This window comes from Sporobacter termitidis DSM 10068, from assembly GCF_900130065.1.
In the GTDB taxonomy this organism is placed as follows: domain Bacteria; phylum Bacillota; class Clostridia; order Oscillospirales; family Oscillospiraceae; genus Sporobacter; species Sporobacter termitidis.
Genome location: NZ_FQXV01000003.1, coordinates 1 through 14,332, shown reverse-complemented (window position 1 = coordinate 14,332; position 14,332 = coordinate 1). Strand labels below are relative to the sequence as shown.

The window sequence follows — 14,332 nt, the reverse complement described above, 5'->3', positions numbered from 1 at the left end:
AACAGCCAAACGGCAAATAGCCAGCTGTTATCATCGATTCGGAGATGCTATACTTGACGCCGAGTTAGATATTTCTAACTCATTTATAGTATAACAAACATATGCGCGGAATTCAAGGAGGGTTCATACATGAATGAGGTCACCAAAGTCAATGCCTCAGAGGCGACAGCTCATCCCAATCGGTGGACGCTGAAGAACGTCATCACGCTGGCTGTGTTTACCGTCATTATTTTCATCGTCATGATGCTGGTCACGATGGCAACCAATATCGTACTGACGCCCATCGGGGCGTATTATGCCGGCCCAGGGATCGCCGCCGTTCTTGCCGGCCCGTTTTATATGGTGCTGGCGACACGGGTGGGCAGGCGGGGCGTGTTGTTTTTCGTCCATCTGATCACCGCGCTGGCCTTTCTGATCATCGGCCAGATCTATACCTTCGGCGTATACGCTGTCTTAGGTGTAATTGGGGAGTTGTGCATGCTGGGGCGGGATGCGTATAAGAATTTCTGGCGCAACTGCATCGGCTTTTTCATCTATTTCTTCGCGTTTTCCGGCGCCGGAATCCTTCCTATGCTGCTGTTCCGAGAGAGTTATCTTGGCTGGTACAGCGCCTACAGCGATCCCGCTGCCGTGGAGTTCCTGACCAATGTGTATTCCAGCCCCAGCGCCATTGCCATCATCATTTTCCTGACTGCGGCAGGCGCGGTGCTCGGCTGCCTGATCGGCCGCGCCATCGTCAACCGGCATGTGAAAAAAGCCAAAATATGAGCCGCGTAGAGGATCCCAGAATCCATCTTGCAACGCTGCTTGCAGCCGGCATCTTTGCCATTGCCATCCGAAGTGACTGGCAGCTCCATTTGCTGATGCTGCTGAGCCTCCTCTATCTCTTTGCGCACGGCAGGCGCAGTCAAAGCCTCCGCTGCGCAATCGGGTATGCGGCTGCGTCCTGCCTGCTGATCGTTTTGCCCTCCGGATTGGGAACCGCGCTGATGATCGTTTACCTGACGCTGCGCATGCTTCCCGTGCTGATGATCGGAACACTGCTGATTTCATCGCCGCCTGGCGCCATTTTATGGTCCGGCGCGCGTATGCGCCTGCCGCGACAGGTTTTGATTATGATCTGTATCCTGTTCCGGTTCTCGTCGGTGATCCGCATCGAGATGGCGGCTATCCGGCAGGGCATCCGCGCCCGCGGTATTTTACCCCGCTGGTACAGTATCCTCCTGCATCCCGCAATGGCGTATGAGTGCTTTGTCCTTCCGCTCATTATCCGTGGCCTCAAGCTTTCCACAGAGCTCACTTGCGCCGCGCAGTTCCGTGGCGTCGAAAGCAGGCGGCCCCGAAGCTGCATCTATCCCGTGGGAGTTCGTCCAACAGGACTTCTCGCGGTAGGGCTCTATACCTTGGGTGCCTGTATGATTCTATGGCTGGTGAAGGGAAACGTATGATACATCTTGAAAATCTGTCCTTTGCATATGGCGAGGATGAGATGGATGGCGAACTCACCAATGTAACGATGGACATCCGAAAGGGCGAGTGTGTCGTGCTGTGCGGCCCGTCGGGCTGCGGGAAGACAACGCTTCTGCGGCTCATCAGCGGCCTGATCCCATCCGTATACGACGGGGTAATGCACGGATCGGCCCTGGTGGACGGAAAACCGCCCGCAGCTTTTTCCCCGGAAGAAAAAGCCCAGAAAATCGGCATGGTGTTTCAGGACCCCCGAAGCCAGTTCTTCATGTCCAAAGTCCGGGACGAACTGGCCTTTTCCGGCGAGAACCTCGGCTTACCGCCTAACAAGATAATCGAAAGAATAGACGAGCTTGCCGGCCTGCTCAGGATAACGGACCTCTTGGACACAGACCTGAATAAAATGTCCAGCGGGCAAAAGCAGAAGGTCGCCATTGCCTCCGCATGCCTCCTCAGTCCACTGCTGTTGCTTCTGGATGAACCCTCCGCCAACCTGGACGCCGCTTCAAAGGAAGAATTGATCAGGATACTGCTGGCCATCAAACAGGCGGGGACAACGATCATCGTCAGCGAGCACCGGCTACACGAGTTCCTGCCGGTGGCTGACCGGTATCTATGCATAGGACAAGGTGAGCTTGTCAAGGAGTGGAGCCGAGAGCAATTTGCCGCACTGTCCTGTGCAGAGGCAATGGAGTATGGGTTACGTCATCCCGATGCAGCGCGTCGCGGTCAGGACAGAAAAAATACTGCAACGCCTGGGCGTCTGCCTTATTATGGTCGCGGCATCACTTACTGCTACCGCGAAAGCAGCCGGGGCATCAAGCACGTTGATTTTGCACTATGTCCTGGAACGGTCACCGCTTTGACCGGCGGCAACGGCACGGGCAAGACCACGCTGTGCAAAATCCTGTGCGGCCTGCTCTCGCCCCAAAAAGGAAAGGTGCTTTCCGGGGATAAGACGCTCTCCAGAGCGGCCCGCAGAGAGGGCAGCTATTTTGTGATGCAGGACGCCGACTATCAGCTTTATACGGACAGCGTCGGCAACGAGCTGGTACTGGGACGCGCCATGACTGACGTGCTTCGGAAACGGGCGTACGAGGCACTTGATCTGTTTGGTCTGATGCACCTCAAAGACCGGCATCCCGCCTCCCTCTCCGGGGGAGAGAAGCAACGGGTCACTCTGGCAGCGGCCTTTTGCACAGACGCGGACCTAATTGTTTTGGACGAGCCTACCAGCGGACTGGACGCCATCAATGTTCAAAGACTTGTTCGGTATGTGCAGATACTGGCTCGGGAAGGCAAAACCGTTATCGTGATCACCCACGATCAACTGCTGATCGATTTGGTTTGTGATGATGTCATCCTGCTTGGGAATATTAAGGAAAGTTAATTGACTCTTGTCGGGTTGCAGAAAAAAACCATTCTTCACGAGGGACGATATTCCGAATTCGTGGTGATGCGGACTTATTTCGAGAACAATGCCTCATAGTTACGAACGCTGTTTATGCGGCCCTGTTCGGTCAGCTTGACCGCGTCAACCGTAAACTCTATGCAATCTTCTTTTTTCAGAAGCGCCATGATATTACTTGTAAAGGCCGCATCCCAGTGCAGTTGCGCTTGTATGGTATCGAACCCGGCCTCCCTCGCTTCATCTTCACTGCCGTCATGGTTATAAAGATGGAAAAGGAACATCATTTTAGCAAACTGTATTCTTTGGTTCCGACGTCTGCGCAGGGAGCTGACAAAGCCTCTGCGTGGAGCAAAGATAAACACTAGCAGAAAAGCAAAGAGCCAAAGAGGATAGCACGCTTCCGCCATACCGGGTAAAAATGGGCGACAGAATACTTTTTAGTTCGTCAATTGAGTAAATCCGTTCCATCTCTTTACTCTCCTTAGTATCCAGAGCATACCGGCACAGGCCGCTCTGGTATATGCTTAAAGCAAGTATACTATGCTGAAACGATGCCAGTCTACTACAGTAGTCTTATCTTGTGCAAATTTACAATCGACAGCAATATCTCCACCAAATGGCTTGAAACGAAAGTTTCAGGCCGTTTTTTTGCCCTTTTATACTCCAAAGTCTATATTGACGCTGCACGAGATATATTGAAGTCTTACGTGGACTATACAATTCGTATCGACACCTGTATTTCCTAGCTATCCAGTTCACGCTTGCGTCATCGTGGACGGTCTCCAAAGCTAGGGCGTTTAGAATATCGAGAGAAAATTTGCTTTGACCACGTATGGTTTCATACCTCGGTTTTCAAAGCTCGGCAGGGTCAGCCGATGAGTCTATTTTGTTTTGACTTCATCTTTAGAAGGATATTCGGCATATTTTTCCATTAAAATCTACATATAAACCTTCGCTTTTAGAAGTTATTGAGGCATAATAACGATATGAAAATATATTGGACCGGGAAGTCTAAAAATATTATAGGCACAAAAATTAAACAAATACGCACTGAACAAGGACTGACGCAAAAAGTGCTTGCTGAAAAACTTCAGTTAGAAGGTTTTGAATTCAGTGATCTTACAATCCTGCGTATAGAGAATGGGACAAGATTTGTAGCTGATTATGAAGTCAAAGCTTTATCAAAAATTTTATGCGTATCGTATGAGTTTCTGCTTGGATAAAGAATGGAGGTTAACATGAGAAAATAAGACCCAACGATTTTGGATAGCATAAAACTACTTATTTAAAGGGCGTGGCTTTCAATGTTGCATATAGCATTTTGCGATGATGACACACGTTTTCTAAAATATATCGTTCCTAAAACAGAGAAAATTTTCAAACAACTGAAAACAGACGTGCTTATTCATAGCTTTACAAATGGGATGGAATTAGTAGAACAGTTCAGAAAATATGATCCATATTATGACGTCATTTTTTTAGATATAGAAATGCCGGTTATTAATGGAAAAGATGTGGCGCAGCAGCTGCGCATTTTAGATAAAAAATTTAAATTGGCTTTTATTACAGCTTATGAATCAGAAGCACTAAACACATTTCAATATGACGTAATCGGATTCCTTACGAAGACCCGTCTTGATGAAGAATTAAGTCAATTAATCGAAAGAATTAATAGAGCAATTATTGAGGACAATCCGCAGTTTCAATTCTTCAAAGTTGATAGTGATAGAGATGAAGTAATGGAAATCAAAGTACCTTTAGATGATATCGTGTATTTTGAAAGTATTAATAGGAAGGTATATTTACACTCTCAAAGGGGAACATTCACTTTGCGCCATTACCAATTCTCGGAAATAGTTAATCACTATATCCCTTTGGGATTTATCGATATTCATAGAACTTGTATAGTCAATATGAAATACATATTTTCTGTAGACGATATCGAAATTCGACTAGATGATAATACTCGATTACCACTTAGCAGACGTAAGAAGCAGCAAATTTTTGATAAATTTTCGGAGATAATTAGGTAAGGATGATTTGAAGTGATTTCCTTCTTAAGTAACTATCCCTTTACATTAATTGAAGCCACATTATTTTACTATATGGTTTTTAGAGTTCTGCCTTGTAAATATAATGGAGTTAAAAGATTATCTTTTATAATCACAGCAATTCTATTTTATTCTTTTGCTGTGTATTTTTGCCCTGTTAATTCATTTTTCTATAGAATTATCCTATTTTATATAATATCTGTTGCAATAATTAGCTTTTTATTTGAAGGAAACTTTTATATAAAATCATTTTATATCCTATTAAATTATTACATCCTGCTTACCAGTGATTTAATGGCAGGCAATGCTGTTTCGTATATAAATAGAACGGATATTAATATTGTACTTTTTACAAGCGACACCACAATTATTACTTCAATAATATCTAAAATGATTAATATTATTTTATTTTTAATTAGTATCCATTATTTTAGAAAACTAAAATATGATATCTCCAAAAAATATTGGGTTACTATGGATTTTATCCTGACCTTATTCATTGTTACATTAATTTTTATCATGTATATCAATGCATCATTACAAAACATATCTAATATCTATTCGTTATATCTTTTTGGAATTTCAATATCATTTTTCGCTTTAGGCTTTTTAGTCATATACTTTTTCCAAGAAATTTGTTATTTCTACGAAAAAGATAAGCAAAATTCTATTGCAAATATAAAGGCCAAATTCTTAGAACAACAAATGGCTCATCAGAAGATTGAAGCACATGAACTGCGAATAATTAGACATGATATTAAGAATAACCTGGCGCTTATTTCCAATTTATTAAAACGCAATAATCTGGAAGAATCCAAAAAGTATATTGATGCTATTACAGTGGCCTTAGATGAAACTAAGCCCGCCGTTAATAGTGGAAATATCATAATAGATTCAGTATTAAATTATAAAATCGCAGTATGTAAGAAAATTGATATCAAAACACAAATAAATGTTGATAATCTGCCTGAGATAAATATCAACCCGTTGGACTTGTCAGCTATTATCTCCAATGTGTTGGACAACGCAATTGAAGCTAATGAAAAAATTGAACAATTAGAACGCTTTATTTCAATAAAAATTTTTTGCTATAAGAATTTTCTGTCTATAGTAGTGAAAAATCCTTTTAAAAATAATATTGAATATGATAATGATCTGGTAAAAACAAGTAAGCCGGATAAAATGTTTCATGGATATGGTTTACAATCAATTAAGTTGGCGGCTGAAAAGAATTACGGATCATTTAAATTCTACATAGATAATGACATTTTCACGGCAACAATATTGTTACCGATAGAACTTAATATCCAAGAATGACCGTTCGGTTGAAAATAGATACCGTTCGGTCTATTTATATTGCATTTTATATTCTTAATTATATCCTTTTGTTTTAAGAGGAAATTTTACATGTTGAGAATGATAGCAGAAGAATTAAGTTTGGTAATGGTTGCGAATAAGATTATACCAATTGAAAATCGAAAATATTATATATATGGTATTGAATTAGTCTTAAATAATGTACTGATTTGCTTGGGTATTATAGCTCTTGCAATAATTACAAAAACAATACTGATAAGCATAATCTTTTCGCTTTCTTTTTGTATTCTCCGGGCATATGTAGGCGGCTATCATAGTAACACATACCTCAAATGCTTTTGCATTAGTGTAATAAACTACATAATTATGTTGATACTGAATCAAACAGCAGAATACAAGCTAATATTAAGTTGCGTTCTTATTGGTATTTCAGTGCCTATTATCATTAAATTTGCGCCTGTTGAACACGAAAATAAGCCTTTAAGCAATGAGCAAAAAAAGAAATATAAAAAGGTTAGTATTTTAATAATAAGTATAATCACAGCCAGCTTTGTCATTTCATGTGTTTTCTCAAGGCTAGACATTTCATTTGCAATTTCATGGGCTGTTTTCGGAGTGTTTTTCTTATTACTATTTTCCAAAATACATTATGAACAGAGGTGAAAAATATGAAGACACCATTACTTAAATTGGTTGCGAATATAGCTGCGAAAGCAGTCAGCCGGGCCAATGATACTGCATCTACTTTTTGGACATATCAACCAAAGGCTCCTGAAGGAATTAAAAATTTTAAGAAATAGCTTTTAGTAAGTTCATGAATTGCAAATGGATTCTAATAAATAAGGTGACTTGTGCCACCTTATTTATTTTACAAGGGAGAAGCGTACCAGTCGGATTAACCTTTATAGAAGTATCAGCTTATATGGGAAGCAGTAATATGAGCTTGCATTTTATATCTTTATTTCTGCATTTTGTAGACAAATAATAAAAATGATGTAATATTATAACATAAAGACTAGTTATATCCAGTCGCGTATTGAGGCAGTTTAACGAATATCAAGGACGCGAACCTGCTAAAACGACTACTGACGAGGTGAAGATATGAAGTTATATAAACGCGCGGTTCTTTTCCTGCTCAGGAAAAGAGGAAAGGCCATCATTCTGTTGTTCATTCTTACCGTGATTGCCTCTCTGGTCCTCACCAGCTTGTCAATTGCCCGAGCATCCGATCTCGCGGCGGAGAAGCTCCGCGAGTCCTTGGGTGGATATTTCAAGATCGAACCCAACCGTGACGGCGGCCAGGTCGGGTACATTAACGACGCTCTAGTCCAAAAAGTCATGCAGCAGGGCGGGATCAAGGTTTTCAACGGAATGGATATACAGTACCTCATGACGAATGGCCTCCAACTGACGCCCGGGCGATTTACGTCTCAGGGCGATCCGAAAGCGCACCTGGCCCGGTTTCTGGCAAATACGGACAGCAGTTTCCACGAATACTTTTACTTAAAATCTTTTTCATTGTCGGAAGGGCGCCAAATAGGTCCGGACGATCACTTTGCCGCCGTGATCTCCGACACGTTGGCCCGGGATAACCAGCTCTCTGTCGGCGGGACATTTGCAGCGTCATTTAACACGGAATCTCTGCCTGAGTCTATGAAAAAAACGAATAAACAATACGAATTTACCGTAGTAGGCATTTACAAAATAAACTCGGAGCAGACGTCAGACAGCAACAGCGCCGAATGCGATATTCAGGACAACTTTATTTTCACGGATACCTCCTCCATCAGGTCAATGATGGCAGATTTATCAGGCAGTACGACGACGGCATTTACAAACGGCGCCACATTTTTTGTAAAAGACCCCGGAAAGCTGGATCAGATCGTCAAAAGCCTTCCAAGTATCCCCGGATACGACTGGAGTGGCTACAAGATCAGCGAAAACAATAAAGCCTATGACGACTCCGCCGTTCCGCTGGAGCGGCTTTCCGGCCTTTTGATAACACTGACCATCGTTATCGTCGTTGTGAGCGCTGCGATGCTGTCGCTGATTCTCGTCATGTGGATGAAGGACCGCAAATACGAGATCGGCATCCTGCTCTCCGTCGGATACGGGAAGATGAACATCATCGCGCAGCACATCGCTGAAAACCTCTTAGTTGCTATTCTAGCCTTCCTGCTGGCTTGGGGCGTATCAGGCATCGCGGCGCAGCAGGCGGGGAGCATGCTCCTGGGCAATATCACCGCGGCGTCGGATACGGCGGAAGATAAGCAGACGAGCCCGCAGATGTACATTGATCCCGTTAAGGCACCGGAAATTAATCCGGAGGAGGCCCTGACAATCCGAACGGGCGTCACGGAATTTTTGCTGATCGTCGGCATTGGCTTTTTGATCGTCATCGTTTCCACCGGTATATCGTCGATCATGGTGATCAGGATGAAACCGAAAGAGATATTCTCGTCTTTAAGTTAGGAGGTTTAACGATGTCGGTCATCAAGAGAGGCTTTCTGTATATAACGCGCAAGCGGGTCCGGAGCATCCTGCTGCTTGTCATTATGTTCGTGGCGGCGGTCCTTGCGATGCTGGGCCTCGCCATCAAGCAGAGCGCGGACAAAGAGGCGGATGCCGTGCGCAGGAGCCTGGAAAGCAGCTTCTCCATTATAAGAAATGACGGTATACCAAAAGATAAAGCGATCAGCATGGATCAGACAGGCCAAATCCTGAGGCTGCCCCATATCACAGGCAGGTATTTGGATATGGTGTCTTTAATGGTATACGCAGACGTGCAGCTCAGCCCTGGTGCATGGGCGAATGAATACCAAAATTATCAGGAACACCCCGAAAATTTCTCAATTGTACCTTTTAATTCTGATGAGGTTACAACTGGTATGCATGTCCCATATATGTGTTACTGCAGTGACAGCGGACTCCACGAGTTTTTCAGAAATGGCGCCTTCACGCTCAAAGAGGGGCGGCATATCCGTGCGGATGACGTCAATAAAGCGGTGATATCAACCGATGTGGCCCATAGGAGCAACTTGTCTGTCGGAGATACAATCACGCTCGAAAACAGAGAATGGTATTGCGCTATTCCCGGAGCATATGGAGACATTAAAAAAACCGTTGGAGAGCCGATTAAGTTGGAGATCGTGGGCCTGTTCGACGTCAACTTCTCCCAGGAACTGTCGTATAATACACTTCAAACAGATAACTACACTCTTACTACTGTTTTTACGATGGAAGATGAAATTGCCGCCAATATGATCTTCAGCGATCTTGCGACAGCGCTTCAGACCAAAAATATCGTCTGGACATATCGGAAGGATAACGGCTTGGATGAGAGGCGTGATTCCAGACTGGACCTTAATAGCGCCACGTTTTTTGTAGACGACCCGGAAAAGCTGGAGGCTGCCATCACTGAGGTCAAAGCGATTCAAGGAATCGATTGGAATTATTTCACAATCAAGGCGGATGATTCAACGTACAAGGCGGCCGCCAATCCTCTAACGCAGCTCGGCACCATCTCGGCAGTTCTCATCGCCATCGCCGTTGTCGGTTGTGTGGTGGTCCTGGGGCTCACCCTGAACATGTGGACTAAGAGCCGGAAGCGGGAAATGGGCATCCTGATGTCGCTGGGCGTCGCCAAGCGGAAGCTTGTGCTGCAGCAGCTTTTTGAGAGCTTGACGTTCGCCGTCGTCGCGCTGATCCTCGCCGCCGCCGTTTCCGCCGCCCTGGCGGGCCCCGTCGGCAGCGCGGCAAACCGGATCGCGTCCCCCAGGGAGACGGGGAGTGCGTACGATATTAAGACAGTCGATTTTAATATTGTTATTGATAAGGCCTCCGCCGACCCGGTGAACCTGAGCTACGGCCTGACTGCGCAAAATATTCTGATTGCGGCGGCGGCCGTGCTGGGCAGTACGGCGCTCAGCGTTGGCATCACGGCAAGAAATATCACGAAGATGAAACCGAAGGCCGTTTTAAGGGCCATGTGAATAATTAATTATAATGGAGTGAATGAATTGAGCGTTTTGGAATTGAAAAAGGTCTCTTATGCGTATTATGTGGAGAGAAAAATCCTGGATGAAATCGATATGCGCTTTGAAAAGGGCAAAATGTACGTTATCCTGGGGCCGTCCGGCTGCGGGAAAACAACGCTCCTCTCGCTGATCGGCGGCCTGGACATCCCCCAAGAAGGCAGCATCCTTTTCGAGGGTGCGGATATCGGGCAGAAAAACCTGGAGTCGTACCGGCGGCAGCACGTGTCGTTCGTGTTCCAGAATTACAACTTGATCGACTATATGACGCCCCTGGAAAACGTCATGCTGACGGCCAGGGAGGACCCGGTCAAAGCGCTCTGTCAGCTCGGACTGACGGAGGATGAGATCAAAAGGAACGTGCTGAAGCTCTCCGGAGGACAGCAGCAGCGCGTCGCGATCGCACGGGCCCTGGCATCCGAAACACCCGTCATCCTGGCGGACGAGCCGACGGGCAACCTGGATGAGGACACCGCGCGGGAGATTACAACCATCTTCAAGGAGGCGGCGGAAAAGTACGATAGGTGCGTGATCGTCGTCACGCATTCGCAGGAACTGGCCAAACAGGCCCACGAGAGATTCGAATTAAAGCAAGGGAAGCTTTTTAATCTGGATTGTGATAATGCCGATAATACATAAGACCAAAAAGGAACCCGGTTGTGGCACAATCCATAACCAGGTTCCTGACGTATGTGAAGAGCTCGCGGAGGTGTGATATCAGGGATCAAAGGCTTCAAAAGATGTTTTTATATTATTAAAAATAAAACCGGCGGCGTCAGCTTTGCCCGAAGCAAATAAGCGGCTGTTTTCGTCCTCGGCGTTGTCAAGATCGATCGTGTAATCGAAAAAACTATCTTCGTATGTCTGGTCCCTGGATATGCCGATTAAGATCAGGTCGCAGCCATAAAGTTTTTCCACCGTTATAAGAAAATCAATCAGATCTTCATTTTGAGGGATATAATCGATGCCGTACAGATAACTTCGCCTGGTCATTGACAGGGTTTTCGCAAAATAATCGTTCCTGGCGAATTCCTTTCGGAGCAGACGCAGGAGCAGAATGACGTCCCGGCCATCGCCTCTAATTCCCACTGCCGGAATGGTGAGACGCTTATCCTTTGCCGGAGAGAAGGACTTGCGGCATAAGCTCTCGTCCCAGACCACCGCGCTTGTATTCTTGTGGCAGTATTCTTTGTCCGTATCTTTGAGAATTCCGGCATAAATGATATTCTCGATACTTTTGCCGGATTGCTCGACGACATTCAAAAAACGGTCGCCCGCTTCCGTCTGGCCGGGAATATAGACAAGCGCGTTTGTCTGTTCCCCGATTGGTGCCGCCCGGAAAAAGAACAACTCCGCATGCTCCGTTGCTCCACAGACAGTTGCTTCACGTATGAAATAAGGGATGCAGCTGCCCGGCACCGGCTTCATCGCTTCTGACTGTGGCTGTCGGGGGTGGGGCATATTGCGTTCTAAGGCATCCAGAACAGCTTTAAAGCTCCGAATCTCGCTAGGGTCATCCATAATATTATTGATCGTGGCGGTAATCACAGGCGCAGCATAGCTGTTGCACGAGCCGGAAGGACAAACAATCGAATTATCATCATGTAATAATTGATTCCCTGAGGCAACGATCTCATGGTCGTAGTAACTGTTTTTCTTCAGGGAATACTCGGCATCCTTCAGCTCCTCGCAATGCCTGACACGAATGACGCCGGGCAGGCACGCGGGAACGGAAAAGCAGTATCTGTTCTTATGGGCCGCGACAAGAATTGTCCCTTTGTGATATAGCCTGGATATGATTTCCCGGATATCGTCGAAGTCCTTAAAGCATGAAGTCCCGATACTCATATGGACAATCTGTACATCGTTATCCAAGCACCAGGTCAAGGCTTTTACTAAATCTGTTTTTTCCCCTGTAGGAATTTCGCCGCTCAATACCTTGATGCTGCTCAGATGCGCGTTCGGAGCATATTTCCTGATAATCGCCGCGCAGATCGTCCCATGGCTGTAACGTAAGGCTGCTGAGCGTTCACCGACGTCTTTCTTAAAGACAATATTGTTTTCCAGCTTGCCAATGTCAAAACAGCGTTCGTCTACACCGTCGTCAATCACCGCGATATGCATCCTTATAGACCCACTTTCTTCCAAATATATCGGTCGGCTCGATATGAAAAAGGCGGCGTACCGGTTGGCCTTTTGCATCATCTCATCGTGCCGATGACAGTCCGTTTTCTATGACGATAATAGGCCGTGATGATACCGCTGAAACCGGAGACAAATTGAGAGTCGATCCGGAGTATAACAGACCGGTGATTTAATTATTCACATGGCCCTTAAAACGGCCTTTGGCTTCATCTTCGTCACATTCCTTGCCGTGAGGCCGACGCTGAGCGCCGTGCTGCCCAGCACGGCCACCGCCGCAATCAGAATGTTTTCCGCGTTCAGGCCGTAGGTCAGGTTCACCGGGTCGGCGGAAGACTTGCCAATAACAATATCATGATTGACTATCTCCATATCATACGTGCTCCCCGTCTCCTTGGGAGACGCGAGCCGGTTGGCCATGCTTCCGACGGGGCCCGCCAGGGCGGCGGTAACGGCGGCGGCGAGGATAAGCGCAACGACGGCCAGCGTCAGGCTCTCATAGAGCTGCTGCAGCACAAGCTTCCGCTTGCTCTCGCCCAGCGACATCAGAATACCCATTTCGCGCTTCCGGCTCTTCGACCACATGTTCAGAGTGAGCCCCAGGACTGCCACGCAGCCGACGACGGCGATGGCGATGAGGACCGCCGAGATGGTGCCGAGCTGCGTCAGCGGCCTAACGGCGGTCTTGTACGTCGAATCGTCCGCTTTGATCGTGAAATAATTCCAGTCGATCCCCTGAATCGCCTTGACCTCCGCGATGGCGGCCTCCAGATTTTCAGGGTTGTCTACAAAGAACGTGGCGCTGTTAAGGTTTGGTCTGGTATCGCGCCTCTCCTCTAAACCGTTGGCTTCCCGATATGTCCGGACGATATTTTTGGTCTGAAGCCCTGTCGCCAGATCGCTGAAGATCATATTATCGGCAATTTCGGACTCCGATGTTAAGATAACATAACTGCCGTTTTTATCCCCTACAAACGACAGTTCCTGCGAAAAGTTGATGTCGAACAAGCCCACGATTTCCAGCCTGATCGGCTCTCCGACGTTTTCTTTATAGTCCCCAGCTGAGGGGAAAGCACAGAACTCTTCCCTGTTTTCGAGAGTGATCGTATCTCCGACGGACAAGTTGTTCCTACGGGCTACACCCGCCGATATCACAACTTTATTGACATCTGCCTCCTGGATATGACGCCCTTGAACAAGCGTGAAGGCGCCGTTTCTAAAGAACTCGTGGAGTCCGCTGTTATTGCAGTAACGCATATATGGGACATGCATCCAAGTTGTAACCATGTCAAGATTAATGGGTATATTCGAAAAACTTGCGGGGTCCTTCTGATACAATTGGTATTCACCCCCCCATGAACCGGGGCTTAGTTGCGCGTCAATGTATATCATGGGAGCCACCATATCCGCATAATAGTCCGTTATATGGTCCAGTTTCAGGATTTGGCTTGTCAGGTCTGTGCTGATAACATGAGCCTTGTCGCTCGGCATATCTTCGTTTTGGTTAATGGCGATACTGCTTCCCAAGCTCATGCGGACGGCGTCCGCCTGTTTATCCGCGCTCTGCTTGACGGCGAGGCCCAGCATTGCGAGAACCGCCGCCACGAACATGATGATGAGCAGCAGAATGCTCCGGCCCCGCTTGCGGGTTATGTGCAAAAAGCCTCTTTTGATGACCGACATCGTCAACCCCCCGTTAGAATGGTCTCACATGGCCCTTAAAACGGCCTTTGGTTTCATCTTCGTCACACTCCTCGCCGTGAGGCCGACACTGAGCGCCGTGCTGCCTAGGACCGCCGTCGCCGCAATCAGGGCGTTTTCTGCGGTCAGGCTGTATGTCAGGTTCACCGGATCAGCGGTAGGCTTGTCTATAACAATATCATGATTGACTATCTCCATATCATACGTGC

15 protein-coding genes are annotated in these 14,332 nt (G+C 46.5%); 11 read left to right on the top strand and 4 right to left on the bottom strand.

Annotated features, from left to right (window positions below):
* Positions 1-129: 129 nt before the first annotated feature.
* The 3 genes from BUB60_RS05280 to BUB60_RS05270 are packed head-to-tail and all read left to right on the top strand — an operon-like array spanning position 130 to position 2,857.
* Positions 130-768 (top strand): MptD family putative ECF transporter S component, encoded by a 639-nt coding sequence (locus tag BUB60_RS05280; protein ID WP_073076624.1) that lies wholly within the window; start codon positions 130-132, stop codon positions 766-768.
* Complete coding sequence (locus BUB60_RS05275; protein ID WP_073076623.1) at positions 765-1,448, top strand: energy-coupling factor transporter transmembrane component T family protein; 684 nt, start codon at positions 765-767, stop codon at positions 1,446-1,448. Before BUB60_RS05280 ends, BUB60_RS05275 begins: the two co-directional genes overlap by 4 nt.
* Positions 1,445-2,857, top strand: coding sequence for an ABC transporter ATP-binding protein (locus BUB60_RS05270; RefSeq protein ID WP_073076622.1), 1,413 nt, complete (start codon positions 1,445-1,447; stop codon positions 2,855-2,857). The genes BUB60_RS05275 and BUB60_RS05270 overlap by 4 nt, the downstream gene beginning before the upstream one ends.
* A 74-nt stretch (positions 2,858-2,931) precedes the next feature.
* Here the strand turns inward: BUB60_RS05270 and BUB60_RS05265 are convergent, their stop codons facing one another.
* Positions 2,932-3,162: a hypothetical protein gene (locus tag BUB60_RS05265; RefSeq protein WP_143162274.1), complete on the bottom strand. Its 231-nt coding sequence runs from the start codon at positions 3,160-3,162 to the stop codon at positions 2,932-2,934.
* A gap of 702 nt (positions 3,163-3,864) precedes the next feature.
* Here BUB60_RS05265 and BUB60_RS05260 point away from each other — a divergent pair.
* The 8 genes from BUB60_RS05260 to BUB60_RS05225 all read left to right on the top strand — a co-directional run bounded on the left by BUB60_RS05260 (position 3,865) and on the right by BUB60_RS05225 (position 10,919).
* Positions 3,865-4,101 (top strand): helix-turn-helix domain-containing protein, encoded by a 237-nt coding sequence (locus tag BUB60_RS05260; RefSeq protein WP_073076620.1) that lies wholly within the window; start codon positions 3,865-3,867, stop codon positions 4,099-4,101.
* An 81-nt stretch (positions 4,102-4,182) separates the two neighbouring features.
* Complete coding sequence (locus BUB60_RS05255) at positions 4,183-4,911, top strand: LytR/AlgR family response regulator transcription factor (RefSeq protein WP_073076619.1); 729 nt, start codon at positions 4,183-4,185, stop codon at positions 4,909-4,911.
* Between the two features lie 12 nt (positions 4,912-4,923).
* Positions 4,924-6,246 carry a sensor histidine kinase gene (locus BUB60_RS05250; RefSeq protein ID WP_073076618.1) on the top strand — a complete coding sequence of 441 codons (1,323 nt, stop codon included), beginning with the start codon at positions 4,924-4,926 and terminating at the stop codon, positions 6,244-6,246.
* Positions 6,247-6,336: 90 nt separating this feature from the next.
* Entirely contained in the window at positions 6,337-6,909 is a 573-nt protein-coding gene (locus BUB60_RS05245; protein WP_073076617.1) for an accessory gene regulator ArgB-like protein, read from the top strand.
* 5 nt (positions 6,910-6,914) lie between these two features.
* A complete protein-coding gene (locus tag BUB60_RS05240) occupies positions 6,915-7,046 on the top strand; it encodes a cyclic lactone autoinducer peptide (RefSeq protein ID WP_084726266.1) in 132 nt (43 codons plus the stop codon).
* 301 nt (positions 7,047-7,347) lie between these two features.
* Positions 7,348-8,718: an ABC transporter permease gene (locus BUB60_RS05235; protein WP_073076616.1), complete on the top strand. Its 1,371-nt coding sequence runs from the start codon at positions 7,348-7,350 to the stop codon at positions 8,716-8,718.
* Between the two features lie 11 nt (positions 8,719-8,729).
* On the top strand, positions 8,730-10,238 hold the full coding sequence (locus tag BUB60_RS05230; protein WP_073076615.1) for an FtsX-like permease family protein: 1,509 nt from the start codon (positions 8,730-8,732) through the stop codon (positions 10,236-10,238).
* Positions 10,239-10,265: 27 nt separating this feature from the next.
* The gene (locus tag BUB60_RS05225) at positions 10,266-10,919 is read left to right on the top strand and encodes an ABC transporter ATP-binding protein (protein WP_073076614.1); all 654 of its coding nucleotides are present in this window, start codon (positions 10,266-10,268) and stop codon (positions 10,917-10,919) included.
* A gap of 78 nt (positions 10,920-10,997) precedes the next feature.
* Here the strand turns inward: BUB60_RS05225 and BUB60_RS05220 are convergent, their stop codons facing one another.
* From BUB60_RS05220 to BUB60_RS20090, 3 genes are all read right to left on the bottom strand, one after another.
* Positions 10,998-12,392: a S8 family serine peptidase gene (locus BUB60_RS05220; protein WP_159435347.1), complete on the bottom strand. Its 1,395-nt coding sequence runs from the start codon at positions 12,390-12,392 to the stop codon at positions 10,998-11,000.
* A gap of 210 nt (positions 12,393-12,602) precedes the next feature.
* Positions 12,603-14,105 carry an ABC transporter permease gene (locus tag BUB60_RS05215; protein WP_073076612.1) on the bottom strand — a complete coding sequence of 501 codons (1,503 nt, stop codon included), beginning with the start codon at positions 14,103-14,105 and terminating at the stop codon, positions 12,603-12,605.
* A gap of 24 nt (positions 14,106-14,129) precedes the next feature.
* The coding region (locus BUB60_RS20090; protein ID WP_159435346.1) for a hypothetical protein at positions 14,130-14,332 on the bottom strand (203 nt) is incomplete at its 5' end.